Raw genomic sequence first — 24,985 nt, forward strand, 5'->3', positions numbered from 1 at the left:
AATTTATGAATCAACCGTTAGCATACGTTCATCCAGGCGCAAAAATCGCGAAAAACGTTGTAATCGAACCGTTCACAACTATCCATAATAATGTGGTTATTGGTGACGGAACTTGGATTGGATCCAACGTGACGATTATGGAAGGAGCAAGAATCGGTAAAAACTGCAATATATTTCCAGGTGCTGTAATTTCTGCAGTGCCACAGGATTTAAAATTTGGTGGCGAAGATTCTTTGGCAATTATTGGCGACAATACTACGATCAGAGAATGTGTAACTATCAACAGAGGAACCGTGGCTTCGGGGCAGACAACCATTGGAAAAAACTGTCTTGTTATGGCAACCGCACACATTGCGCACGATTGCCACATCGGCGATAACGCAATTATTGTAAACGGAGTAGCTTTGGCAGGTCACGTGACTGTTGGAAATTATGCAATTATTGGAGGTTTGGCAGCAATTCACCAATTCATCAGCATCGGAGATCACGCAATGATTTCTGGCGGTTCATTGGTTAGAAAAGATGTTCCACCATATACAAAAGCGGCTAAAGAACCTCTTTCTTACGTAGGGATTAATTCTGTCGGATTGAGAAGGAGAGGTTTTACACCAGAGAAAATCCGTGAGATTCAAGATATTTATAGAATTTTGTACCAAAAGAATTACAATACGACTCAAGCTTTGGGAATTATTGAAGCTGAAATGGAAGCAACTCCAGAACGTGATGAAATCATTCTTTTTATCAGAAATTCGTCAAGAGGAGTAATGAAAGGATATACCGGAATTTATTAGTCACAAATAAGTCAAAAGTCTTAACGTTATAAAGTCGAAAGTCAAAAACCGTTACGATTAAAAAATAACAAACAAACAGTTGAAGTAGTTCAACAAATAAACAAAAAACAAAAATGGCAAGTACATCAGATATTAGAAACGGATTGTGTATCAAATTTAACCACGATATTTATAAAATTATTGAGTTCTTACACGTTAAACCAGGAAAAGGCCCAGCTTTCGTGAGAACAAAATTGAAAAGCTTAACAAACGGAAAAGTTTTAGATAACACTTTTTCTGCTGGACATAAAATTGATGAAGTTCGTGTTGAAACGCATGAATTTCAATACTTATATGCAGAAGGTGATTTGTATAACTTCATGCATACAGAATCGTACGAACAAATTCAATTGAACAAAGCAATTCTTGATGCTCCAGATTTATTAAAAGAAGGAACAACGGTAAAAGTGATTATCAATGCAGAGACAGAAGCACCTTTATCTGTTGATATGCCGGCTTCTGTTGTATTAGAGGTAACTTATTCTGAGCCAGGTGTTAAAGGAAATACTTCGACAAATGCTACAAAACCAGCAACTGTGGAAACAGGAGCAACTGTAAACGTACCTTTGTTCATTAATGAAGGTGATAAAATCAAAATCGACACCGCTTCAGGTTCTTATATGGAGCGTGTTAAGGAATAATTAGACGATTAATAAATTAGATAATTAGATAATTAGAAAGTTCACTATATTGTGGATTATCTAATTATCTAATTTTCACATTCTCTAATTAAATATATGAAGTTCCCAAACATACATACGCTTAAAGAAATTGCCAACTTAATCGATTGCGAATTTGTTGGTGATGGCAATTTTCAAGTCCTCGGAATGAATGAAATTCACGTCGTAGAACCTGGAGATATTGTTTTTGTTGATCATCCAAAATATTATGACAAAGCTTTGAATTCAGCGGCGACAATTATTTTGATTAATAAAAATGTTGAATGTCCTGACGGAAAAGCGCTTTTGATTTCTGACGATCCTTTTAGGGATTTTAATAAATTGACACGACATTTCAGGCCATTTCAAGGAACAACTGTTTCCATTTCTTTAAGTGCTGAGATTGGTGAAAATACTTTCATTCAGCCAAATTGTTTTATAGGAAACAATGTGAAAATTGGTAAAAACTGTATTATTCACGCCAATGTTTCGATTTATGACAATACGATAATTGGCGATAACGTGATTATTCACGCCGGAACAATTCTTGGGGCAGACGCTTTTTATTATAAAAAACGAGAATCTGGTTTTGACCAATTGATTTCTGGCGGAAGAGTTGTTATTGAAAATAATGTCGGCATCGGGGCGCTTTGTACCATCGATAAAGGCGTTACTGGCGATACAACAATTGGCGAAGGAACAAAAATCGATAATCAAGTTCACGTTGGACACGATACAGTTATTGGTAAAAAATGCTTAATTGCAGCACAAACCGGAATTGCGGGTTGTGTAATTATCGAAGATGAAGTGACGCTTTGGGGACAAGTTGGAACAACAAGCGGTATCACAATAGGAACAAAGGCTGTTGTTTTAGGACAGACAGGAGTTTCAAAATCAATTCAGGGCGGAAAAACATATTTTGGAACCCCGGTTGAAGAATCTCGCGAGAAGCTGAAACAGTTGGCACACTTAAAACAAATTCCAGATATTCTTAATAAACTGAAATAAAGATGACTGCAAAAGAAATTGTTCAGAATTTTTACAAATCAGATGTACTTCTTGACATAAAAGCGATGGAATCTTTTTTACATCCTGAAGTAATTTTAGATTGGAACAGCTCAAAGGGTTTTCTTCAGATGAATCTTGCTGAAATCTTGGCGCTATCTTCTGAATTGAGCATTGCTTATGTGAGATCAAAAATCAGAATAAGTCATATTTTAGAAGAAGACAATCAAGTTTCTGTGCGTTATTCTCACTATGTAAAGACATTTGAAAACCCAAGAGAAGAAATGCTTTTAGCTCATTTTATGGTCATTTGGGAAATAAAAGAAGATAAATTATTCAGGGGATTTCAAATGAGCCAGCTGTCATAATTTGTTCGAATATAAAGCTTAAAAAACTTTTCAATTAGGCATCAAAACCTTACTTTTGCATCACTATTTCAAAAAATAAATTTAAAAAATATATTATGAGCGTTTTAGTCAATAAAGATTCTAAAATAATTGTTCAAGGTTTTACAGGAAGCGAAGGAACTTTTCACGCTTCTCAAATGATTGAATATGGTACAAACGTTGTTGGTGGGGTAACTCCTGGAAAAGGTGGAACTACGCATTTAGATCGTCCAGTTTTCAACACAGTTAAAGATGCTGTTGAACAAGCTGGCGCTGACACAACAATCATTTTTGTACCGCCAGCTTTTGCTGCTGATGCAATTATGGAAGCTGCTGATGCTGGAATTAAAGTAATTATCACGATTACAGAAGGAATTCCGGTTGCAGATATGATCAAAGCTTACGCTTATATCCAAAATAAAGAATGCCGTTTAATCGGGCCAAACTGTCCAGGTGTAATTACTCCAGGTGAAGCTAAAGTTGGTATCATGCCAGGTTTCGTTTTCAAAAAAGGTAATGTTGGTATCGTTTCAAAATCTGGAACTTTAACTTATGAAGCTGCTGACCAAGTTGTAAAACAAGGTTTGGGAATCACAACAGCGATCGGTATCGGTGGAGATCCAATTATTGGAACAACAACTAAGGAAGCGGTTGAATTGTTGATGAATGATCCAGAAACGGAATGTATCATTATGATCGGTGAAATTGGTGGACAATTAGAAGCTGATGCTGCAAAATGGGTTAAAGAAGACGGTAACAGAAAACCAGTTGTTGGATTCATCGCTGGAGAAACTGCTCCAAAAGGAAGAACAATGGGTCACGCTGGTGCAATTGTTGGTGGTGCTGATGATACAGCAGAAGCTAAAAAACGCATCATGAGAGAATGCGGCATCCACGTTGTTGATTCTCCTGCAGAAATCGGTAAAAAAGTAAAAGAAATCATGGGATAATTTTTCTATAAATTTATATAGAAAGCCTCGCAATTTTTGTGAGGCTTTTTTTGTACCTAAAAAATCAATTTCGCAAATCTTTGCAAAAAATCTTTGTGTTTCTCTGCGTTAATTTTTACTTTTAAGAAATGAAAAAAGCTTTTGCACCATTCGTAAACGAAGATTCCAAAATCATAATTCTTGGAACAATGCCAGGGGAAAAGTCGTTGGAATTACAAGAATATTATGGAAACAAAGGAAATAGTTTTTGGAAATTACTTTTTACATTATTTGACCAACCTTTGCCCGAAACTTTTGCCGAAAAAAAGCAATTATTGATAGAAAATGACATCGCTCTTTGGGATGTTTTAGAATTCTGCGAAAGAACAGGAAGCCTTGACAGTAATATCAAAAACGAAGTGCCAAATGATTTTGAGAGCTTCCATAAAACGTACCCAAACATAAAACACGTCTTTTTCTCAAGTAAAAATGCGTCAAATTATTATGATAAATATATCGGAAGAAAATCAGATTTAAAATACACAATTCTTCCTTCGCCAAGCGGAGCGAACGCTTCCAAAAGTTTTTTACAGAAATTATCAGAATGGGAAGCAATTATAGAAGCATTAAAATAATTTTGTAATTTAGATTGCTCACAAAACACTTGAACCCATTACCCAAAACCCTAAACCCAAAAAAACATGTCCAACATAGACCTAATAATAGAAGAAAGACCACGTGATATCGGAGATTTTTTAGTCGGAAGACTTTTGCCGTTTCGCAAGAAAAGAATGGTCGGTCCGTTTATTTTCATTGATCACATGGGTCCGGCAAAAATGGGACCTGAACATTACATGGACGTTGGTCAGCATCCACACATTGGTTTGGCGACTTTGACTTTTTTATTGGAAGGCGAAATTATGCACAAAGACAGCCTTGGAACTGAACAAAAAATAGCTCCAGGTTCTGTAAATTGGATGATTGCTGGAAACGGCGTCACGCATACCGAAAGAACTCCTGCGACACTCAGAGATGGCTCGGAGCACGATGTTCACGGTTATCAAATTTGGGTTGCTTTGCCCAAAGAAAAAGAAGATATGCAGCCAGAATTCCATCATTTTGACAGAAATGATTTGCCAAGATGGAAAGATGGAACAACTGATTTTACATTAGTCGCAGGAAAAGGTTACGGAAAAGAATCGCCAGTTCCGGTTCATTCTGATTTGTTTATGGTTGAAATTAAAACTGAAGATGAATATCTTTTACATACTGAAGGTCAATTGTTTGGAGAAATCGGAATTTGTGTTGTAGAAGGAGCCATCCAAGCTTGTGAGCACCACGTTGAAAAAGGAAATATGCTGGTTTCGAAATTAGACGATGCTTGTTCAATGACCTTGATGCCAAATACGCACGTTATTCTTTTTGGCGGACAGCCGTTACCCGAAGAACGTTTTATTTATTGGAATTTTGTTTCTTCAAGCAATGAAAAACTAGAAGTTGCCAAAGAACGTTGGAGAAAAAAAGAGTTTCCAAAAGTTCCAGAAGATGACAGTTATGTAGTTATGCCAGAAATACATCGGTAGATTTTAACGAAAATTTAAAAAATGCTTTGTTGATAATTCAGCAAAGCATTTTTATTTTTATGAGAGTTACACTTTTATTTCGATTGTTATTGATTATTCATAAAAATCGCATTCTGATTAAATTAAATTCAATATAAAATCTATCTTTGCATCCGTTATCACGAATCTCATAAAGAGATAGCAACCTGCAGCAACAAGCAAGGTGCTAAAACGATAAGCCAAATCCTTTGGAAAAAATGTTGTTTTCACAATTTCTTTTCGGTTAGCTTTTCGTCGTGAGCTTTATTAATTTTTAAGCAAATCGATGATGAAACATCTTAAAATTCAAGGCAATGCATTCGCCTTAATTCCTTTTTTCGTTTTTATTTTTACCTTTTTGGGAGCCGGAATCCTTCTGAATGATTTTTATGCGTTGCCTTCGCCAATTGCTGTTGTTCTTGGGATTATCGTCGCCTTTGTCATTTTCAAACAATCCATAGAATCCAAAATCGATACTTTAATTGAAGGTTGTGGCAACAGCCAAATCATCACAATGTGTCTGATTTATTTATTTTCAGGTGCTTTTGCAACGGTAACGCAAGCAATGGGAGCCGTTGATTCCGTAGTGAATTTGGGAATAAATAATATTGACCCCGAATATTTTCCATTGGGAATTTTCTTAATCGCTTCGTTTTTATCAACAGCCACGGGAACTTCCGTAGGTTCAATCGTTGCTTTGGGACCAATCGCCATAAGTTTGGCCGATAAAAGTGGCGCGTCAATGCCGTTAATTGCCGGTTCATTATTGGGCGGTTCCATGCTTGGCGATAATCTTTCTATCATTTCTGACACAACAATCGCCGCAACGCAATCGCTTGGTTGTGAAATGCGTGACAAGTTTAAAGTCAATTTGTTTATCGCGCTTCCGGCGGCAATAATTACGATTTTATTGTTGGCTTATTTAGGATTTAATTCCGAAGTAAGTTCCGTCGTTATCGAAAAAGGCGACTATCAATTGCTGTCGATTCTTCCTTATATTTTGGTCATAATTCTCGCCGTAATTGGAGTGAACGTTTTTATGACTTTATTAATCGGAATTTTAATCGCTGGAATTATCGGCTTCTTCGGAAACGATTTTACACTTTTACAATTTACGCAGAAAATCTACGAAGGTTTTTTAAGCATGACCGATATTTTCTTGCTATCAATGTTAACAGGCGGTTTGGCAACTTTGGTTCAAACAGCAGGCGGAATTGATTATGTACTTTATAAAATAAAATCGAAAATAAAGAACAAAAAATCCGCTCAAATGGGAATCGGAACTTTGGTCGGAATTACAAATATGGCCATTGCGAACAACACCGTTTCCATCGTAATCACCGGAAAAATCGCTAAAGAAATCAGCGATGAATTTGAATTGAGTCCAAAGAAAGTCGCTACAATTTTAGACGTTTTCAGTTGTGTAATTCAAGGGCTTTTGCCTTATGGCGCACAAGTTTTGCTTATTTTAAGTTTTGCCAAAGGAAAATTACAGCTATTCGACTTAATTTCAAATGCTTGGTACAACTATATTTTGTTGGTTTTTATGATAATCGCAATTTACAGTTCGGCTTGGGACAAAAGGATAAATAAATTCGTGAAAGATTAAACGATACTCAATTTCATTGCAATTGAATTCTTATATTTGTCAACCTAACAAGAGCAAACTAAATTAAAATAGAATGAAATTATTAGAAGGAAAAACAGCGATTATCACAGGCGCAAGTCGCGGAATTGGGCGAGGAATCGCTGAAGTTTTTGCAAAACACGGAGCAAACGTGGCATTCACATACAGTTCATCAGCAGAAGCGGCTAAAGTTTTAGAAGACGAATTGACTGCCCTTGGCGTTCAAGCAAAAGGCTACCAGTCAAACGCGGCAGACTTCAACGAAGCGCAAAAATTAGTTGACGACGTAATCGCGACTTTCGGAAACATCGATATCTTGATCAATAATGCTGGTATCACAAAAGACAACCTTTTGATGCGTATTTCTGAAGAAGATTTCGACACGGTAATCAACGTAAACCTGAAATCGGTTTTCAATATGACCAAAGCCGTTCAAAAAACAATGCTGAAAAACCGAAAAGGTTCGATCATCAATATGAGTTCAGTTGTAGGAGTGAAAGGAAACGCCGGACAAACAAATTATGCAGCGTCAAAAGCTGGTGTTATTGGTTTTACAAAATCGGTAGCATTAGAATTAGGTTCAAGAAACATCCGTTGTAACGCCATCGCGCCAGGATTTATCGAGACAGAAATGACCGCAAAATTAAACGACGACGTAGTTCAAGGCTGGAGAGACGGAATTCCGTTGAAACGTGGCGGAACAACTGAAGACGTTGCGAACGCCTGTCTTTTCTTGGCTTCAGACATGAGCGCGTACATCACAGGACAAGTTATGAACGTGGACGGAGGAATGCTTACTTAATATTATATAGCAGAAAGCAGTTTTCAGTACGCAGTTTGACTGTAATCTGCAAACTAAAATCTGCCATTCTTTTTTGAAGCTTTTCCCGCTTTTCACTTCAATCTTTCATCAAAAAATTTTTTTTTCTAAGGCGTGAAAGGAGCTTCCGTTGGTCGCTCTTTCACGCTAAGAAAAAATAGATTTTTTTAATGAAAGGATTTCCGCTTCAATCGGGGCTATGACTTTGATTGTCAATATTGAGTACTCAAAATGATATTATGAAAAATAGTAAAGGAATTGGAATATGCGCTATAATTATTATCCTTGTTGGGATATTTTTTATTTATGGGAAATTTGAAATTGGTTTTGTAACTGGTCAGGTAATGGTAACCTACGGACTAATTCTTCTAGCTTTATCAATAATAATTTTTATACTAGGAAAAATTAAGGAGAAAAAGGAAAACTTAAAATGACAAATTTAAAAACAAAAAGCGAAAGATTAATATTAAGGCCTGTAACAGAACAAGACACTGCGAAAATTCATCTTTTAAATTCAAATGAAGAAATTGCTAAATTTAATACTTCAGAAATTCCTCACAGTATTGAAGAAACAAAGGCAATTCTTAAAAATTGGATTTTAGAAAATAGCAAAGAAAACACACAGCGATTTACATTTGCGATTGAATTGAAAAGTGACGCTCAGCTTATTGGTTTAATTGGAATTAATATTGGAAAAATAAAATATAAAAACGCTGAAGTTTGGTTTAAATTTGACACAGAATTTTGGGGTAAAGGCTTTGCAACTGAGGCTTTGAGCGAAATTTTAAATTTTGGTTTCAATGATTTAAAATTACATAGAATAGAAGCAGGTTGCGCGGTTGAAAATATTGGTTCTATCAAAGTTTTAGAAAAAGTTGGAATGCTCAGAGAAGCACATACTAGAAAACTATTACCTTTAAAATCTGGATGGTCTGATAATTATGGATATGCAAAACTTTCTACAGATTAACTATTAGCCGTGAGCTTAGTATTTTTAAATCTTTCAATCATTAAATTTTTTAACTCTAAAAAATGACAACAAACACAATCCTATTAATCTTACTTTCAGTACTAATAGCGGGAGGTTTGTCGTTTTTTCAATATTTTTTTCGGACTAAGAATAAGTCGAAAACAAATCTTCTTTTAGTCTTTCTTCGCTTTTTTTCCATCTTTGGGATTTTGCTTTTGCTGATTAATCCAAAGATTACAAGCAATACTTTTGAGATTGTAAAAACGCCTTTGCCGATTGTTGTTGATAATTCAAGTTCTATTTCTGAGTTAAAGGCAAATGAAACGTCGTTAGAAATTTATAAAAAGTTAGTTTCTAATAAAGATTTACAAGAAAAATTTGAGATTCAGTCGTACCAATTTTCAAATGAATTTGAGCTTTCTGACAACTTTAATTTTAAGGGAAACCAAACCAATATTGATGAAGTTGCCAAAAACTTAAAAAGCATTAATAAAAATGCAACGTTCCCAACGATAATTTTAACCGACGGAAACCAAACTTCGGGAAACGATTACGTTTACAGTTTCAATCCAAATAACAAAGTTTTTCCAGTAATTCTGGGTGACACGACCACTTTTTTGGACTTAAAAATCAATCAACTGAACGTAAATAAATACGCTTTCCACAAAAATAAATTTCCGGTAGAAGTTTTTCTTCAATATTCAGGAAACAAAAGTGTTACAGCGGATTTCAGTATTTCACAAGGAAATTCGGTTGTAAGCAAACAAAGTATTTCCTTTTCTCCTTCCAAAAAATCACAGGTTTTAAATGTTTTATTGCCTGCAAATAACATCGGAGTTCAAGTTTTTAAAGCTTCGATTACTTCAAAAGAACAAGAGAAAAATACGTACAACAATATCAAGAATTTTGCAGTTGAAGTTATCGATCAAAAATCGGAAGTGGCGATAATTTCTGCAATAAATCATCCAGATATTGGTGCTTTAAAACGTTCCATTGAAACTAATCTACAACGTAAAGTAACCGTTGTTAATCCGAATAAAATCAGTTCGTTGCAAGATTATAATATTCTTGTTTTGTACCAACCAACTTCTGAATTCAAATCTGTTTTTGAAGCGAATAAAAATGCCAGTCTAAACACTTGGATTATCACCGGAACAAATACTGATTTTAACTTTTTGAACCAAATGCAAAACAGTTTGAAGTTTAAAATGAGCAGTCAGAAAGAAGATTATTTGGCTGATTTGAGCACGCAATTTAATTTGTTTGCGATTGATAATATTGGTTTTGAAAATCTTCCGCCACTGCAAAATTCTTTTGGAACGGTGACCGCGAAAGAAAATGTTGATGTCTTGCTTTCGTCAAGAATCAGAAACGTAAATACAGGCTCGCCATTGTTGGCTTATGCCGAAAATCAAGGAAAAAGAAGCGCATTTCTTTTGGGAGAAAATATCTGGAAATGGAGGCTGCAAAGCCACATCGACAATCAATCTTTCGATAAATTTGATGTTTTTGTAGATAAAACCATCCAGTTTTTGGCATCTAATAATGCGAAGAAATCTTTGGTTGTCAATCATGAAAGTTTCTACAATTCTGGTGAAGCAATTGAAATCAATGCGCAATATTTTAACAAGAATTATGAGTTTGATGAAAATGCAAAACTGACCATTTCATTGACAAATAAAGCTACGAAGCAAACCAAAAACTATGATTTATTAAAATCAACAAACTCCTATAAAGTAAATCTCGACGGACTTTCCGCTGGAATTTATAGTTTTAAAGTTGTAGAAGCAAAATCAAAAGCGACTTACACGAGCTCGTTTGAAGTTTTGGATTTTGACATTGAAAAACAATTCGTGAATCCAGATTTGAATAAATTGACACAATTGGCTTCGCAAACTAACGGAAAACTTTTCCATCCAAATCAAGTGGATGATTTGGTGAAATCTTTATTGGAAAACGAAGACTACAAAGCCGTTCAAAAAGCAATTACCAAAAAAACGCCGCTGGTAGACTGGATTTGGCTTTTAGTTTTAATCGCGATTTCTTTAGCTTCAGAATGGTTTATTAGAAAATACCACGGCTTGCTTTAAAATTAAGCGTTTCTTAAGCTGTTCTTAATCAAAGATTAAGTGAGTCTTTAGATTATCTTAAGGGAATCTGAATCTTTAAATCTCAAATTTGAAAAAAAATTAGGGATGACTTTTTCAGATTTAAAATTACAGGAACGTTACAGTCTTTTGGTGGGTTTTACAAAATGGTTTTTGCTATTTTCGTTCGGAATCAGATTATTGTTTTTTGTTTTACAATTTTCGGAAGTGACAGCTTCCTTGTTTTCCATTATTAAAACTTTTTCATACGGACTATTTTTTGATGTAGGTGTGTTGGCTTTCGTTTGGCTTTTCTCAAGTTTCTACATTCTTTTGATGCCTAAAAAATGGATAGGTAAATCTTTTGACAAAATAGTTATCTATTGTTTTTTCAATATTACTTTGCTGATTTTAGTTTTCACGTTTTTTGCAGAAATCACTTTTTGGGACGAATTCAAGTGTCGTTTCAATTTTATTGCTGTCGATTATTTAATTTACACCTTTGAAGTTGTAGAAAATATCAATGAATCTTATCCATTGATTGTATTAATTCCAGCAATTTTATTTATTTGTTTTGGAATTTCTTTTTACTTTTTTAAAAAGCGTTATTTTAATAGAACTTTCGTTAATCAACTTGCTTTTAAACAACGAATTGTGCCTTTTTTGGTTTCCATATTTATGGTTTTGTTCTACGTTTTTTATGTGAAAAACTCAGATGCTGAATGGTCTTCAAATCGATATAACAACGAAATTTCTAAAGCTGGAATTTACTCTTTTTTTGCCGAGTTACGAAATAATAAGCTTGATTACCTTTCATTTTATTCGACTATACCAAATGAAGAAGCTTTTAAAATAGTCAGAAATAAGTTAAAAACTAATAATTCGAGATTTACTTCTGACAAATTTTCAATTCAAAGACAAATTTCAGATAGTTTGAATAGTTCACAAACTCCAAATATTGTATTTGTTTTGATGGAAAGCATGAGTGCCGATTTTATGCAAGAGTTTGGTAACAAAATGTCAATAACGCCCTTTATGGACGATTTGGCACAGAAAGGTTTGCTTTTTAAAAATTTATATGCAACAGGAACAAGAACCGTTCGAGGAATGGAAGCTGTAACACTTTCAATACCGCCAACTCCAGGAAGTAGTATTGTGAAACGTCCTGAAAACGCTGGACTTTATACAATTTCTAATGTTTTTAAAAGCAAAAATTATCAGTGCAATTTCTTTTATGGAGGCGATGGTTATTTTGATAATATGAACGCTTTCTTCGGAGGAAACGGGTTTGATATTTACGATAGAGGCAGAGGCAGCATTCTGCAGGAAGATATAAAAGCGAAACGTTATAATATCAACGATGGCGAAGTTACATTTGAAAATGCTTGGGGAGTTTGCGATGAAGATATTTACAACAAGATGATTGAAATTGCAGATCATTATGATGCAAAACACAAACCTTTTTTTAATTTTATAATGACCACTTCCAATCATAAACCTTACACTTACCCAAATAAAAAGGTGGCAATTCCTTCAGGGACGGGCAGAAATGGAGCTGTTCAATATGCTGATTTTGCCTTAAAAAAGTTATTTGAAAAATCAAGAACTAAGCCTTGGTTCAAGAATACAATTTTTGTTATTGTGGCCGACCATTGTGCAAGTTCTGCGGGAAAAGACGAGATTGATGTTGCCAATTACCATATTCCGGCAATTATTTATGGTGACGGAATCGTACCTCAAAAAACTAATAAATTATGTTCCCAAATAGATGTTCTTCCAACTCTCTTTGAAATATTACATTGGAATTATACTTCTGATTTTTATGGAAAAAATGTGCTGGCAAATGATTTTGAAGAAAGAGCTTTCGTAGGAACTTATTTAAAATTGGGCTTAATGAAAAACGATAAAATTATGATTTTGTCTAATCAGCAGAAGCAAAATTTTTATAGATGGAATAAAACAACCAACAATTTAATTCCGATATCGAAAAGTAATGAATTTTTGAAAGAAACTATTTCATTCTATCAATCTGCGGATTACCTATTTGTAAATCGCAAAAAGAATTAAATTAAGATTGGCTTAAGATTGAATAGCAAGTGCAAGAATCAAATCTATTCCTCGTTAAATTTGGTATACAATTAATCGACATGAAAAAAATAATCTTATTTCTTTTTTTAGCTATATCTTCAATGGCATTTTCTCAAAACTGGGAATCAAATTTTAAGAGTGCAAAATCCAAAGCGGTTAAAGAAAATAAAAATATCCTTTTGGTATTTTCAGGTTCAGATTGGTGCGCTCCGTGTATCAAGTTGGATAAAAATGTTTGGCAATCTAAAGCATTTGGAAAAGCTTCAAAAGAGCGCTGGGTAACTTACAAAGCTGATTTTCCTAAAAAGAAAGGCAACCAGCTTTCAGAAGAATTGACGAACGAAAACAAGGCGTTGGCTGAAAAATACAACAAATCAGGAAATTTTCCTTTAGTAGTTCTTTTGGATAAAAACGGAAAAGTTTTGGGAATGGAAAGTTTCAAAAACATTCCTGCCGAAGAATATCTAGAACTCATTCATTCTTTTGAAAAATGATAAAAAAAGCAATCCTACTAATTTTCGTTCTCACTTTCGCAAACTCTTTTGGGCAAATTGTCCATAAAAGAAAATTGTCGATGTTGGGAAGTCCGTTTGAGGTTACAGTTGTAGCTCAAGACACTATAAAAGCTAATGAATTTATTGATTTGGCTGTAGCCGAAGTAAAACGAATCGAGAACCAAATTTCCGATTGGATTCCGACCACACCAATATCTCAAGTCAATAAAAATGCAGGAATCCAATCTGTAAAAGTAGATGATGAAGTATTTCAATTGGTGCAAAGAGCCATCAAAGTATCGGAATTAACCAGTGGTGCTTTTGATATTTCATATGCTTCGATGGACAAAATTTGGAAGTTTGACGGAAGTATGAAGGCAATGCCAACTGCTGAAGCCATTGCAAAATCAGTTGAAAGAATTGGCTACAAAAAGATAATTCTGAACGAAAAGGATAAAACTATTTTTCTAAAAGATGTCGGGATGAAATTAGGCCTTGGCGGAATTGGGCAAGGCTATATTGCTGATAAAGTCAAAACATTGTTGATTTCAAAAGGCTGTACTTCGGGAATTGTGAATGTTTCGGGCGACATCAATGCTTGGGGAAAACAACCCGACGGAAAGCCTTGGAGTGTTGGAATCGTCAACCCGATGAATAAAAATAAAGCCTTCGCCACCTTTCCATTGGAAGACAGCTCTGTGGAAACTTCTGGGAATTATGAAAAATTCGTGATGTTCAATGGAATCAGGTATTCACACATTATCGATCCAAGAACAGGCTATCCAGCAACAGGAATCGTGAGTGTTTCGGTATTTGCAAAGCAGACCGAAATTGCCGATGCTTTAGCCACCGGAATTTTTGTTTTGGGTGTTGATGTTGGTCTGGATTTGGTCAATCAATTAAAAGGGATAGGTTGTATTATCGTCGATGATAAGGGTGTGGTGCACTCTTCAAAAAATATAGACATTAAAAAATTTCAATAATGAAAAAAGTAGCATTTGCCCTTTTGAGCTTGGTTGTTTTGCAATCCTGCAGTTCCGTAAAAGAATACGAAAAAGAAAAAATAAATGATCCTGATATGAAATTAACGGCACGTTCAACAGAGCGTTTCGAAACCAATTATCAAGTCTACCGAGAAGCTTCGGCTGGCGCAAATGGCGGAAAAACAGGTGGCGGTTGCGGTTGCAATTAAAATAATCTGATTCAGATAAAAACAAAAATGAAAAGATACCTCGTATTGTTATTTTTACTTTTCGGCTTGACCGTTTTCGCACAAGAAAAAGATTCTACTTTAGTTTTCAAAAAGCGTGTTTTAGAAACTACCGAAGTCGATTTCTTGATGAGTTATTACAAGCAGGACGGAGTTCACTCGGCTGTTTCAGGAGGAAATGGAATGGAGGAATTGACCGATATTACACCGACAATCGTGGTGGCGATGCCGTTAAACGATGACGATGTGTTGACGGTTGATGCAGGACTTTCGGCCTATTCATCAGCTTCGTCTGGAAACATCAATCCGTTTGACAGTAGCGCGCCAAGTCCGTGGCAGGCTAGTTCAGGAGCATCAGCCCAAGATATGTTGACGACTTTGGTGGTGAATTACAGCCATAGTTCAGACGATCGAAACACAATTTGGAACGCTCACGCTTCGGGTTCGGTAGAATATGATTATTCTTCGATTGGTTTTGGTGGCGGTTTTACCAAATTATTCAATAATAAAAACACCGAAATCAATGTTTCTGCCAATGTATATTTGGACACTTGGAGTCCAATTTATCCGAAGGAACTTCAAGATTTTTCAGATAATGGAAATAATTTAAACGGTGGAATTTTCAATCGTTTTGATATTATTGGAAACACCAATTACAATCCTGAAAAGTTTAAATTTCATGATAACAAGAACCGAAATTCGTTTGCCTTAACGTTCAGTTTTTCCCAAGTAATCAATAAAAAAATGCAATTGTCGCTTTTTGCAGATGTCTTACAACAGCAAGGTTTGTTGTCAACACCTTATCAAAGAATTTATTTTAGCGATGTTGCCGATTCCTTTATCAATGAGTTTCAATTGGCAGATGATATTGAGCGATTGCCCGATTCCCGTTTCAAATTGCCACTTGGTGCTCGATTGAATTACTACATTAATGAGACTTTTGTTTTGAGAACTTATTACCGTTTTTATACCGATAATTGGGGTGTTCAAGCCCATACAGCGAGTTTTGAATTGCCTATAAAATTGACCGAAAGGTTTACGGTTTTCCCGATGTATCGTTATTATTCGCAAACAGGTTCTAAATATTTTGCACCGTATGAAGAACATTTGTCAACTGAAAAATATTATACGTCCGATTATGATTTATCGACCTTTAATGCGAATCAATATGGATTTGGAATCAATTATACCGATATTTTCACGGGAAGTAAAATTTGGAAATTTGGCATCAAAAACATCGATTTCAGGTTTAATCATTATACCAGAAGCGACGGATTGGACGCAAATATCGTATCTTTCGGAATCAAATTTGTCAAGCAATAAAAAATGAAAATTCTTGTAGTAGAAGATGAAATAGGGATTGCCAATTTTCTGAAACAAGGTTTGGAAGAAGAAAATTATGAAGTTCTCGTGGCTTACGAAGGCGAAAAAGGACTTGAATTGGCTTTAAAAAATAAACCCGATTTGATTTTATTAGATTGGATGCTTCCAAAAATCACAGGGCTTGAAGTTTGTAAAGCAATTAGGAAAAATGACACTAAAATTCCAATCATTTTTCTTACTGCAAAAGATACCATTCAAGAAACAATAGAAGGTTTAAAGGCGGGCGCTAATGATTATATCAAAAAACCTTTCAGTTTTGAAGAATTGCTAGAACGGATTAAGATTCATTTCAGGAATCAGTTCGAAAACAGCCAATTAAATTTAGGAAAAATAAAAATAAACCTTTCTACACATCAAGTTTTTGTGGTAAATGAAGAAGTTTCACTTACACAAAGAGAGTTTGATTTATTGGCTTACTTGATAAAAAATAAAGGGAATGTTCGCACTAGAACTCAAATTATTGAAGATGTATGGAACATACATTTTGAATATGATACGGGTGTTATTGATGTTTTTATAAACGCTATTCGAAAAAAATTAAATCTAAAAAAAGAAGAAGACTACATAAAAACAATTCGTGGAATAGGTTATATTGCAAATGATTAAGTACAATTTATGCTTCCATTTTCGTTTAAAAATAGAATCGCTTTTAATTATATAATCAGTACAGCATTGTTGATATTGGTTGTTTTTTTAGTGATTTTTTTTACGATAAAAACGAGTGTATACAGTCATTTGGAAGGCGATATAAGAATTGAAACTAAAAAATTATTAGAAGAAATAAAAGTTGAAAACAATACCTTTCATTTGATTGATGAAAATGAATGGAAAGAAAAAGAGCACAACACGCTCGATGTGAATCCGATTTTCATACAATTTGTAGATGTAAAAGGCAAAATAATTGATAAATCGCCCAATTTAAAAAAATCAGAGCTTCAATTTAAAAAAGACATTTCAGACAATCATTTTCGCGATGCCCAATTAGCTCAATCCTTTAATATCCGTCAATCGCAAATACCTATTTACCAGGAAAATAAAATTGTTGGTTATATTTTGGTAGCAGTTTCGCTGGAAGACGCAATAATGGTGATGAACAATTTGAGCCAAATATTGTTTGTTTTATATCCTTTAATTCTATTAATTTTATTTGGTATTGCCAGAATTATTGCAGGAAGAAGCATAAAGCCGGTAGCTTCAATTATTGAAACTTCTAACATTATTTCTCGAGATAATTTAAAATCTCGAATACCATTGCCATCGAATAAAGATGAGCTTTTTGTGTTATCACAGACTATAAATAATCTTTTAGATCGAATCGAAAATGCAGTAAATAGAGAAAAACAGTTTACTTCAGATGCTTCTCATGAACTTCGCACTCCACTGGCAGTCATTAAAGGAACTCTTGAAGTATTAATTAGAAAACCTCGAGATCAGAAAGAATACGAAGAAAAAATAAATTTTTGTATCAAGGAAGTTGACAGGTTAAATTTTCTTGTTGACGAATTGCTTATGTTGGCCAGATTAGAAAATCAAAAGCAATCTCTGAAAATTGAAAGTGTTTACTTAAACGCCGTTGTTTTAGATACTTTGTCTAGATATTCTGAAAAAATAACGACTAAAAATATCCAGGTTTTAAATAAATTTAACGAAGAGATTTTTATTGAAACTGACTTGAATTTGTTTTCAATAATCATCGGGAACATAATTTCAAACGCAACAAAATATTCTAATCAAAACGGAAAAATTGAAATTGAATTGAAATCTGAAAAAAATAATGTGTATTGCATGATAAGTGACAATGGCATTGGAATCTTGGAATACGATTTAGAAAAAGTATTTAATTCTTTTTATAGGTCAAATTCAACTGAATATCCTGAAATTAAAGGAACAGGACTTGGACTTTCGATTGTAAAACGACTGTGTGATTTGCTTCATATTGATCTCAAAATTGAAAATAATACAGAAAAAGGAGTTTGTGTTTTCATGACAATTAAACGAAATAACAGTAGTTTTCTGGAGGTTTGAATTCTCAAATTATTCTTAACAGGTTTTCTTTTACCATACTATTTCGGTAAATTTATAAAAAACCTAAAAAAATAAAATTATGAAAACAAGATTTTTAACTATTATCTGCGCTATCGTTTTAGTCGGATTACAGTCTTGCATTTGCAAAAAAGGCGCAGAAGCTGTTACCGAACTTTCAAAATCTTCTTGGGAATTAGCTGAAATCAACGGAAAAGCGATTGACAAACAAGATTTTGCCAAAATTCCAACGCTAAATTTTGATCCAGCAGAAAGCAGAGTTTCGGGAAATTCTGGATGTAACTCAATGTCGGGAACTTTTAAAGTTGAAGAAGACAAAATTACTTTCGGACCAATTATGGGAACAAAAATGGCCTGCGAAGGTTCTGGAGAAAATCAATTTATGACAGCATTTAATACAGTCCAAAAATTCAAACTAGGCAAAAAACTTTATTTTTATGACGGAAGTGAAAACAAAGTACTTTGCTTTACAAAAAAATAAAAATGAGTAAGCCAAAATCAATTATCGCAATTTTTGCACTGTCTATTTTATTTGTAAACTGTAAGCCAAAACCAGCTGAAAAGGAGGTTTCAAGCGTGGATTCTGTCGCTGTAAAAAAGCCTGAAGTGGCCACAATTTCTGAAGCTCCAAGCAATGTTTTCTTTAAAGCCGTTGGAACAGAACCGTTCTGGGGAATTGAAATTTCTGATGATTCTATAAAATTTACAACGCTGGAAGAGAAGGATAATTTTTCGTTGTCATACGAAAAGCCACAAAAGGCTATGGACGCTAATGTGGTGATGTACCGCGCTAAATCAGACAATATCAATTTAGAAATTACGATTCAGCAAGAAAAATGTTCTGACGGAATGTCTGACAAAGTTTTTGATTATTCTGTAAAAGTTTCTTTAAAACGCGGTGAACAAAAAGAATTGCTTTTAAGCGGTTGCGGAAATTACATCATTGATTATCGACTTCACGATATTTGGGCTTTAGAAGAATTAGAAGGAAAGAAAATCAATCCCGAAGATTTTAAAAAAGGAGTTCCAAATTTAGAAATATTTGCTGAAGAAGCGCGTTTCTCTGGAATGGCCGGATGTAATAGAATAGGAGGAAAGCTGTTTTCGGAAAAAGATTTGCTTCGATTTACAGATGTTTTTACCACAGAAATGATGTGTGATAATTATGAAACTGAGAAGACTTTGGTCAAAGCTTTGCAAAGCACAACTAGATATGAATTAAAAGAAAACAAGTTGTATCTTTTGAATCCAGACGGAACAAAAGCGATATTTAAAAAAGTAGATTAAAACAATTTTTTACAAAAGAAAAAAGAGGCGTAAAAGCCTCTTTTTTTATTCTTGCAATTCAAATAATTGCACTTGGTTTTTTAATCTTTCAATCAGCATATTCATCATTCGTTTGTTTAAGGAAGATGAATTTTGAATGTAAGTATTGTATTCGGAAATGGTAAATAATCCAATGACAATGCCTTTTAAGGAGTTTCTGAACTTGATATCTTTGTGTATGGAATTTTCGATATAAGCCAATTTCTTTTCGACAGAATATGAGTAAAAATCATTCTTGTATTTTGAGACATAATTTTTAAAAACGTCGATAAAAAGGTCGTTTTGTAGTTTTAATATCGGTCTTAATACTTGATTTTGAAAAACTTCGTCTGGTGAAGATTGGCTAGTGACTGTTCCTAAAGTTTCTCCCCTGAATTCAGAAATGAAAGCATCTCTATTTTCCATAGTTTTTCTTTTAAAGATAAAAAAAAACCGCTGTATTGCTACAGCGGTTTTGAAATATTTATGAGGAAATTATTTTACTTGGAAAGTAACTCTTCTTACGATTTGACGCGCTTCTTTAGAATCTTTGTTCACAGAAGTGTCTTCTCCATTACCCACTACAGTTAATCTTGAAGCATCAATTCCAGCGTTTGTTACAACAGCTTTCACAGCATCAGCTCTTCTTTGAGAAAGATCTTTGTTATAGTTTGAATCTCCAATTTCGTCAGCATAACCAATGATGCTTGCAGATTTAGATGGATTAGCTTTCAAATATTTAACTAAGAAGTCAACACCAGAAAGAGAAGCATTTGTTGGTTTTGTAGAATTAAAATCGAAGTAAACATTTACATATCCACCGTTGATCAATTCTTCAATAGTACCGTTTGTAGCACCTTTACCGTTTTGTCCGTAAGTTTTTTCTAAGTATCCTTCTAATTCGTCTGGAACACCATTTTGGTTTCTATCGATAGATTGACCTTTAGTATTTACAGCAACTCCAGCGATAGAGTTTGGCTCTAAATCATACATATCTGGCACACCATCTTTGTCAGAATCTACAAGTCCAGTTTCGATTAAACCAACTCTTTCTTCCAATTCTTTAAGCTCTTTGCTTTTATCTTCAGAATACCAGTCAGCATGTTTTTCAGCACCACCAAGGTAGAAAGTCAAACCAACAGAAGCATTTAATAAAACTCCGTCAAAAGCGCCAGTTGATACTGTACTTCTTCCGTCAAAATTATTATTTTGTTTTCCGTTAACAATACCAGTTAAATCTCCTGTTAATGCAACGCTATTTCCTAATCTAATTTGTCCTGTTAAACCAAGGATTCCATTACCCATGTAATCTTCTCCATCAAAACCACCATCTTGTGCAGTTAATTGAGAAACACCAAATCCACCATGTGCTAATAAACCGAACGTGTTTGTCCAAGTTTCAAAGTTCAAAACTCTACCTATGTTAACAACCCCTTGAAGGCTTGTTCTTAAATAAGTACTTTCGAATGGAGCGCTATCATCATGCTCTTGAAATTTGTCGTATCCGAAATCAAGTTTCAAACCAATTTTTGGGTTGAACATATATCTAACACCCAAATCGGCATGAAAGAAATTTAATGTTTCAGTGTAATAACCAGAAGTCATTGCTCTTGTTGGCTTGTTTACACCACCATTTAATTCGATAGACCATCTGTCATAAGGTACAGTTTCTTCAGAGGTTTCCACTGTTGTAGTGCTTGTAGTCGTCATAGTTTCTTGTGCATTCGCTGCGAAAGAAGCCACTAAAAACGAAAGTAATGTTAAGTTCTTTTTCATAATTTTTAAATGGATTTTAAATTAAAGCTTTAAGTTTTAATTCGATTTGTAAGTTTTTTAATTTTAAAATTCCTGACAAAGATAAGGCAATACATTTTAACATTTCCCTTTTAATGTTACATAATTCCCACCTTTATTATATATTTAGTAATTCTATAACATTATATTATCATAATTTTTAACTAAAATTTTGAGATATTTGCAACAATATAGAAGCATCATGTTAAAGATGAATGCTTTAAAAGGAATAAGCCACTTGATTTGGGAATTCTTTTAATTCTCTATATTTTTTATTTCTATACAAAAATTGTAAACTCGCAAACGGTTTAGTAAATTAATTTTGGTGTAGTCTAATACTTATGTACAGCAATTAGTAACTTTGCAGAATAATTAAAGCCATAATTAATGAGATTCCACAGCAGAAAATGGGTCAAGCCCGAAGATTTAAATCCTAACCAAACTTTATTTGGAGGTAAATTATTAGCTTGGATTGATGAAGAAGCCGCACTTTATTCGATAATTCAATTAGAAAACGAGCGCGTTGTAACCAAACATATGTCTGAAATTAATTTTGTAAGTTCAGCAAAACAAGGAGATATTATCGAAATTGGAATTGACGTAGTAAAATTTGGAAAATCCTCGATAACATTAAAATGTGAAGTTAGAAATATTATGACAAAGGAAACCATTATTACTGTAAACTCAATCACGATGGTAAATCTAGATAGCTTTGGAAGACCTTCAATTCATGGAAAAACGGCTATCGAATTTATAAAAGACCGAGTTAAAAAGTAAATTACTCTTCTGTATAAATTCCTTTTCCTGAAGGCAATTCATAAATTTCTAAATCAAAGTAAGGAACAGATGCAATGATATGGTCAAAAATATCGGCCATAATATATTCATAATTGATCCATCTTTTGTCATTTGAAAATGCATAAACCTCAATCGGAATTCCTTTTTCTGTAGGTTGCAAATGACGGCACATCACAGTCATATCCTTATTAATTCCCGGATGCGTGGCCAAATATTGATTGATGTATTTTCTGAAAATCCCCAGATTTGTCATGTTTCTTCCATTGATTGTCAAGCTTTTATCAACATTGTTATTAATATTGAACTTTTCGATATCTTGCTGGCGCTGTTCTAAATAAGACGTAATCAATTGTATTTTTTTCAATCCTTCCAATTCATCTGTGTGGAGAAATCGCACGCTGTTGACTTTGATCAAAACCGACCTCTTGATTCTTCTTCCACCAGAATTTTGCATGCCACGCCAGTTTTTGAACGAATCAGAAATTAAGCTGTAAGTTGGGATTGTGGTTGTTGTCATATCAAAATTCTGAACTTTTACGGTTGCCAAATTAATTTCAATGACATCTCCGTCAGCTCCAAATTTCTCAAAAGTCACCCAGTCGCCAATTCGAACCAAATCATTTACAGAAACCTGAATACTCGCCACAAAACCTAAAATTGTGTCCTTGAAAATCAAGATAACAATGGCAGAAATTGCTCCAAAAGTGGCAAATAAAGTAGTAATCGATGTATTAAAAATTATCAAAATCATCGATGTGATTCCAAAGATCCAAAGGATGATCATTACAACCTGAATGTAACTGTCAATCGGCTTGTCGCTGAAATCCGGAAGCTTTTTCAGATAATCTTTCACAGCATTTAAAATACTTCTGATAATCCATAAAACTAGAATTACGATGTAAATCTGAAGGCCTTTGGTAAAAATTCCTTCCCAATAAACAAATTGCTTCATGATTATGGGAACGGTTACATTTACAAACAACAACGGAATGAGATAAGCAATGTATTTTGTGGTTTTGTTTGCCACAAGAAGATCATCAAATTCCGTTTTTGTTCGTTGTGCTAGAGCGCTAAAAATTTCGATTAATATTTTCTTGAATATATAATGTATAATAAAAACGAAGATCGCCAGCTGAATCATATTGACAAATAAGTTGATATATGTCGAAATAACTTCGCTGTAGCCCCAGTTTTTAAATAGTTTATACGCCCAATTGAATATTTCTTCAGTCATAATTAATTATTGCTTAAATATTTTTTTTCAACATAAAAAGTTCCAAAAGGAATCACAGAAGCAATTGCAATGATTAAGAATTTCTTCCAATCCCAGTTTTCTTCAACTTTAAGCATGATCGAAAGAATGATGTAACCAATAAACAAAATTCCGTGCGCCATGCCAATTGGGAAAAGCAACGATTTATACAGGTCAAGATTCATGTTTTTGATAATCAGCATGTTTCCGAACAAAGCCAAATAAGAAATTCCCTCGAGAATTGCGACAATTTTAAAAAGTTTAAGCATTTGTATTTAAATTAGTAAGTGATTTTTTAGAGTTTTTCAAGATAACGAATCCCAAAAGCCCTCCGATTAATGATGCCGCAAAGATACCCAACTTTGCCTGCAACTCATATTGTGGATTGTTAAAAGCAAGGCCTGTCACAAACAATGACATCGTAAATCCGATGGAAGCCAAAAGGCCAACGCCAAACAAACTTTTGTTAGTCATTCCGTCTGGCATTGCTGAAATTTTTAGTTTTATCAAAATCGAAGAAACACCAAAAACGCCAATAACTTTACCTATTAATAATCCTAAAGCAACGCCTAAAGTCACATTGCTGGCGGTATTTGCGATAATATCTGAAGAAAAAGTTACCCCGGCATTGGCCAAAGCAAAAATGGGCATTACAATAAAACTTACGAAAGAATGAAGCGAATGTTCCAATCGATGTAAAGGCGAAATCGCGTCTGTTGTAGTGACTTTGATTTCCTCTAAAACGTGCAATTGGTCTTCGGTTAAAAGTGGATTTTCAGTAGAATCAAGCTTTTTGAAATGTTCCAAATATTTTTGAATTTTTGCTATAAAAACATTTTCATCGATTCGAGAACGAGCCGGAATTGCAAATGCAACCAAAACCGCAGCAATTGTTGCGTGAACTCCAGAAAGCAAAAACGGAAGCCAGACTCCAAAAATTCCTATCAAAACAAAAAATAAAATACTTCTGATTCCTAATTTACTACAAAGAAAAAGGAAAGCTAAAAAAACCAAACCAATTCCGAGTGCGAGAAAATTTATTTGCTCCGTATAAAAAAAGGCAATAACCAAAACAGCTCCCAAGTCATCGACAATCGCCAATGCGGTCAAAAAAACCTTTAAAGTCAGCGGAATTTTATCTCCTAATAAATATAAAACGCCCAAAGCAAAGGCAATATCTGTCGCCATCGGAATTCCCCAACCGTGAGAAGATTCTGTTCCAAAATTAAAAATCGTGAAGATCAAAGCTGGAAATATCATACCACCAATAGCGGCAACAATCGGTAAAAGCGCTTTTTTGGGTTGCGATAATTCGCCTCCGATGATTTCTCGCTTTAATTCTAAACCAACTACAAAAAAGAAAATAGCCATCAAACCGTCATTAATCCAATGATGAAGACTTAAATTAAGGTAGCTTTCTCCGTCAATATAAAATCCAAATTTATGTTCCCATATGTGATGGTACCAATCTTGCCATTGCGAATTGGCCAAAAAAATCGCCAAAACAGCAGTTACAAAAAGAACAATTCCTCCTGTTGTTGATTTGCTAATAAAATTTGTAATGGGATTAATAATCCATTTTTCGGCCGGAGTGGGAGTGATTTCGTAGTTCATTGAAGTATTTTGTGGTTTACAAATTTACACATTCTCAATGAGGATAAAAAACCGTCAAGCCTTTGATTTTATTAAATTTAAACAAAACCT

At 34.1% G+C, this 24,985-nt stretch carries 27 protein-coding genes and 1 riboswitch; of the genes, 22 read left to right on the forward strand and 5 right to left on the reverse strand.

Annotated features, from left to right (window positions below; translation table 11 throughout):
• Nucleotides 1-5: 5 nt before the first annotated feature.
• The 21 genes from lpxA (at nucleotide 6) to ACFPVY_RS04595 (ending at nucleotide 19,419) form a co-directional block, all read left to right on the forward strand.
• Entirely contained in the window at nucleotides 6-791 is a 786-nt protein-coding gene (gene lpxA / locus ACFPVY_RS04495) for an acyl-ACP--UDP-N-acetylglucosamine O-acyltransferase (RefSeq protein ID WP_125011687.1), read from the forward strand.
• A gap of 113 nt (nucleotides 792-904) precedes the next feature.
• Nucleotides 905-1,471: an elongation factor P gene (efp, locus tag ACFPVY_RS04500; RefSeq protein ID WP_379790586.1), complete on the forward strand. Its 567-nt coding sequence runs from the start codon at nucleotides 905-907 to the stop codon at nucleotides 1,469-1,471.
• Nucleotides 1,472-1,567: 96 nt separating this feature from the next.
• Nucleotides 1,568-2,497 carry a UDP-3-O-(3-hydroxymyristoyl)glucosamine N-acyltransferase gene (locus ACFPVY_RS04505; RefSeq protein WP_379790587.1) on the forward strand — a complete coding sequence of 310 codons (930 nt, stop codon included), beginning with the start codon at nucleotides 1,568-1,570 and terminating at the stop codon, nucleotides 2,495-2,497.
• Between the two features lie 2 nt (nucleotides 2,498-2,499).
• Nucleotides 2,500-2,862: a nuclear transport factor 2 family protein gene (locus ACFPVY_RS04510; RefSeq protein ID WP_379790588.1), complete on the forward strand. Its 363-nt coding sequence runs from the start codon at nucleotides 2,500-2,502 to the stop codon at nucleotides 2,860-2,862.
• A 95-nt stretch (nucleotides 2,863-2,957) separates the two neighbouring features.
• Nucleotides 2,958-3,830 (forward strand): succinate--CoA ligase subunit alpha, encoded by an 873-nt coding sequence (gene sucD / locus ACFPVY_RS04515; RefSeq protein WP_379790589.1) that lies wholly within the window; start codon nucleotides 2,958-2,960, stop codon nucleotides 3,828-3,830.
• Nucleotides 3,831-3,958: 128 nt separating this feature from the next.
• Nucleotides 3,959-4,444, forward strand: a complete 486-nt coding sequence (locus tag ACFPVY_RS04520; RefSeq protein ID WP_379790590.1) for a DNA-deoxyinosine glycosylase — start codon at nucleotides 3,959-3,961, stop codon at nucleotides 4,442-4,444.
• A gap of 66 nt (nucleotides 4,445-4,510) precedes the next feature.
• A complete protein-coding gene (locus ACFPVY_RS04525; RefSeq protein WP_379790591.1) occupies nucleotides 4,511-5,392 on the forward strand; it encodes a pirin family protein in 882 nt (293 codons plus the stop codon).
• A gap of 150 nt (nucleotides 5,393-5,542) precedes the next feature.
• Nucleotides 5,543-5,639: riboswitch (SAM-I-IV-variant riboswitch) on the forward strand.
• A gap of 57 nt (nucleotides 5,640-5,696) precedes the next feature.
• A complete protein-coding gene (locus ACFPVY_RS04530) occupies nucleotides 5,697-7,019 on the forward strand; it encodes a Na+/H+ antiporter NhaC family protein (protein ID WP_379790592.1) in 1,323 nt (440 codons plus the stop codon).
• A 73-nt stretch (nucleotides 7,020-7,092) separates the two neighbouring features.
• Entirely contained in the window at nucleotides 7,093-7,839 is a 747-nt protein-coding gene (fabG, locus tag ACFPVY_RS04535; RefSeq protein ID WP_296149526.1) for a 3-oxoacyl-[acyl-carrier-protein] reductase, read from the forward strand.
• A gap of 257 nt (nucleotides 7,840-8,096) precedes the next feature.
• Nucleotides 8,097-8,291: a hypothetical protein gene (locus tag ACFPVY_RS04540; RefSeq protein WP_379790593.1), complete on the forward strand. Its 195-nt coding sequence runs from the start codon at nucleotides 8,097-8,099 to the stop codon at nucleotides 8,289-8,291.
• A complete protein-coding gene (locus tag ACFPVY_RS04545) occupies nucleotides 8,288-8,827 on the forward strand; it encodes a GNAT family N-acetyltransferase (RefSeq protein WP_379790594.1) in 540 nt (179 codons plus the stop codon). The genes ACFPVY_RS04540 and ACFPVY_RS04545 overlap by 4 nt, the downstream gene beginning before the upstream one ends.
• Before the next feature lie 62 nt (nucleotides 8,828-8,889).
• The gene (locus ACFPVY_RS04550; RefSeq protein ID WP_379790595.1) at nucleotides 8,890-10,917 is read left to right on the forward strand and encodes a hypothetical protein; all 2,028 of its coding nucleotides are present in this window, start codon (nucleotides 8,890-8,892) and stop codon (nucleotides 10,915-10,917) included.
• A 105-nt stretch (nucleotides 10,918-11,022) separates the two neighbouring features.
• A complete protein-coding gene (locus tag ACFPVY_RS04555) occupies nucleotides 11,023-12,981 on the forward strand; it encodes an LTA synthase family protein (protein ID WP_379790596.1) in 1,959 nt (652 codons plus the stop codon).
• Between the two features lie 80 nt (nucleotides 12,982-13,061).
• A complete protein-coding gene (locus ACFPVY_RS04560) occupies nucleotides 13,062-13,496 on the forward strand; it encodes a thioredoxin family protein (protein WP_379790597.1) in 435 nt (144 codons plus the stop codon).
• Entirely contained in the window at nucleotides 13,496-14,479 is a 984-nt protein-coding gene (locus tag ACFPVY_RS04565; protein ID WP_379790978.1) for an FAD:protein FMN transferase, read from the forward strand. The genes ACFPVY_RS04560 and ACFPVY_RS04565 overlap by 1 nt, the downstream gene beginning before the upstream one ends.
• A complete protein-coding gene (locus tag ACFPVY_RS04570; RefSeq protein ID WP_379790598.1) occupies nucleotides 14,479-14,688 on the forward strand; it encodes a DUF4266 domain-containing protein in 210 nt (69 codons plus the stop codon). Before ACFPVY_RS04565 ends, ACFPVY_RS04570 begins: the two co-directional genes overlap by 1 nt.
• Nucleotides 14,689-14,715: 27 nt before the next feature.
• The gene (locus ACFPVY_RS04575) at nucleotides 14,716-16,029 is read left to right on the forward strand and encodes a DUF3570 domain-containing protein (protein ID WP_379790600.1); all 1,314 of its coding nucleotides are present in this window, start codon (nucleotides 14,716-14,718) and stop codon (nucleotides 16,027-16,029) included.
• 3 nt (nucleotides 16,030-16,032) lie between these two features.
• Entirely contained in the window at nucleotides 16,033-16,695 is a 663-nt protein-coding gene (locus ACFPVY_RS04580; RefSeq protein WP_379790601.1) for a response regulator transcription factor, read from the forward strand.
• A 9-nt stretch (nucleotides 16,696-16,704) separates the two neighbouring features.
• On the forward strand, nucleotides 16,705-18,114 hold the full coding sequence (locus ACFPVY_RS04585) for a sensor histidine kinase (RefSeq protein ID WP_379790602.1): 1,410 nt from the start codon (nucleotides 16,705-16,707) through the stop codon (nucleotides 18,112-18,114).
• A 79-nt stretch (nucleotides 18,115-18,193) separates the two neighbouring features.
• Nucleotides 18,194-18,613: an META domain-containing protein gene (locus ACFPVY_RS04590; RefSeq protein WP_379790604.1), complete on the forward strand. Its 420-nt coding sequence runs from the start codon at nucleotides 18,194-18,196 to the stop codon at nucleotides 18,611-18,613.
• Nucleotides 18,614-18,615: 2 nt separating this feature from the next.
• On the forward strand, nucleotides 18,616-19,419 hold the full coding sequence (locus ACFPVY_RS04595; protein WP_379790605.1) for an META domain-containing protein: 804 nt from the start codon (nucleotides 18,616-18,618) through the stop codon (nucleotides 19,417-19,419).
• A 45-nt stretch (nucleotides 19,420-19,464) separates the two neighbouring features.
• Here the strand turns inward: ACFPVY_RS04595 and ACFPVY_RS04600 are convergent, their stop codons facing one another.
• On the reverse strand, nucleotides 19,465-19,863 hold the full coding sequence (locus tag ACFPVY_RS04600) for a glyoxalase (protein WP_379790606.1): 399 nt from the start codon (nucleotides 19,861-19,863) through the stop codon (nucleotides 19,465-19,467).
• A gap of 69 nt (nucleotides 19,864-19,932) precedes the next feature.
• Entirely contained in the window at nucleotides 19,933-21,213 is a 1,281-nt protein-coding gene (locus tag ACFPVY_RS04605; protein WP_379790607.1) for an OmpA family protein, read from the reverse strand.
• Nucleotides 21,214-21,618: 405 nt separating this feature from the next.
• On the opposite strand from ACFPVY_RS04605, the gene ACFPVY_RS04610 reads away from it, so the two are divergent.
• Complete coding sequence (locus ACFPVY_RS04610; protein WP_379790608.1) at nucleotides 21,619-22,008, forward strand: acyl-CoA thioesterase; 390 nt, start codon at nucleotides 21,619-21,621, stop codon at nucleotides 22,006-22,008.
• Between the two features lies 1 nt (nucleotide 22,009).
• Here the strand turns inward: ACFPVY_RS04610 and ACFPVY_RS04615 are convergent, their stop codons facing one another.
• The 3 genes from ACFPVY_RS04615 to nhaA are packed head-to-tail and all read right to left on the reverse strand — an operon-like array spanning nucleotide 22,010 to nucleotide 24,895.
• Nucleotides 22,010-23,263, reverse strand: coding sequence for a mechanosensitive ion channel family protein (locus ACFPVY_RS04615; RefSeq protein ID WP_379790609.1), 1,254 nt, complete (start codon nucleotides 23,261-23,263; stop codon nucleotides 22,010-22,012).
• Between the two features lie 2 nt (nucleotides 23,264-23,265).
• The gene (locus ACFPVY_RS04620) at nucleotides 23,266-23,550 is read right to left on the reverse strand and encodes a DUF3817 domain-containing protein (RefSeq protein WP_379790610.1); all 285 of its coding nucleotides are present in this window, start codon (nucleotides 23,548-23,550) and stop codon (nucleotides 23,266-23,268) included.
• Nucleotides 23,543-24,895, reverse strand: a complete 1,353-nt coding sequence (gene nhaA, locus ACFPVY_RS04625) for a Na+/H+ antiporter NhaA (RefSeq protein WP_379790612.1) — start codon at nucleotides 24,893-24,895, stop codon at nucleotides 23,543-23,545. Before nhaA ends, ACFPVY_RS04620 begins: the two co-directional genes overlap by 8 nt.
• Nucleotides 24,896-24,985: the final 90 nt, after the last annotated feature.

It is taken from the genome of Flavobacterium qiangtangense (assembly GCF_042658345.1).
Taxonomy (GTDB): domain Bacteria; phylum Bacteroidota; class Bacteroidia; order Flavobacteriales; family Flavobacteriaceae; genus Flavobacterium; species Flavobacterium qiangtangense.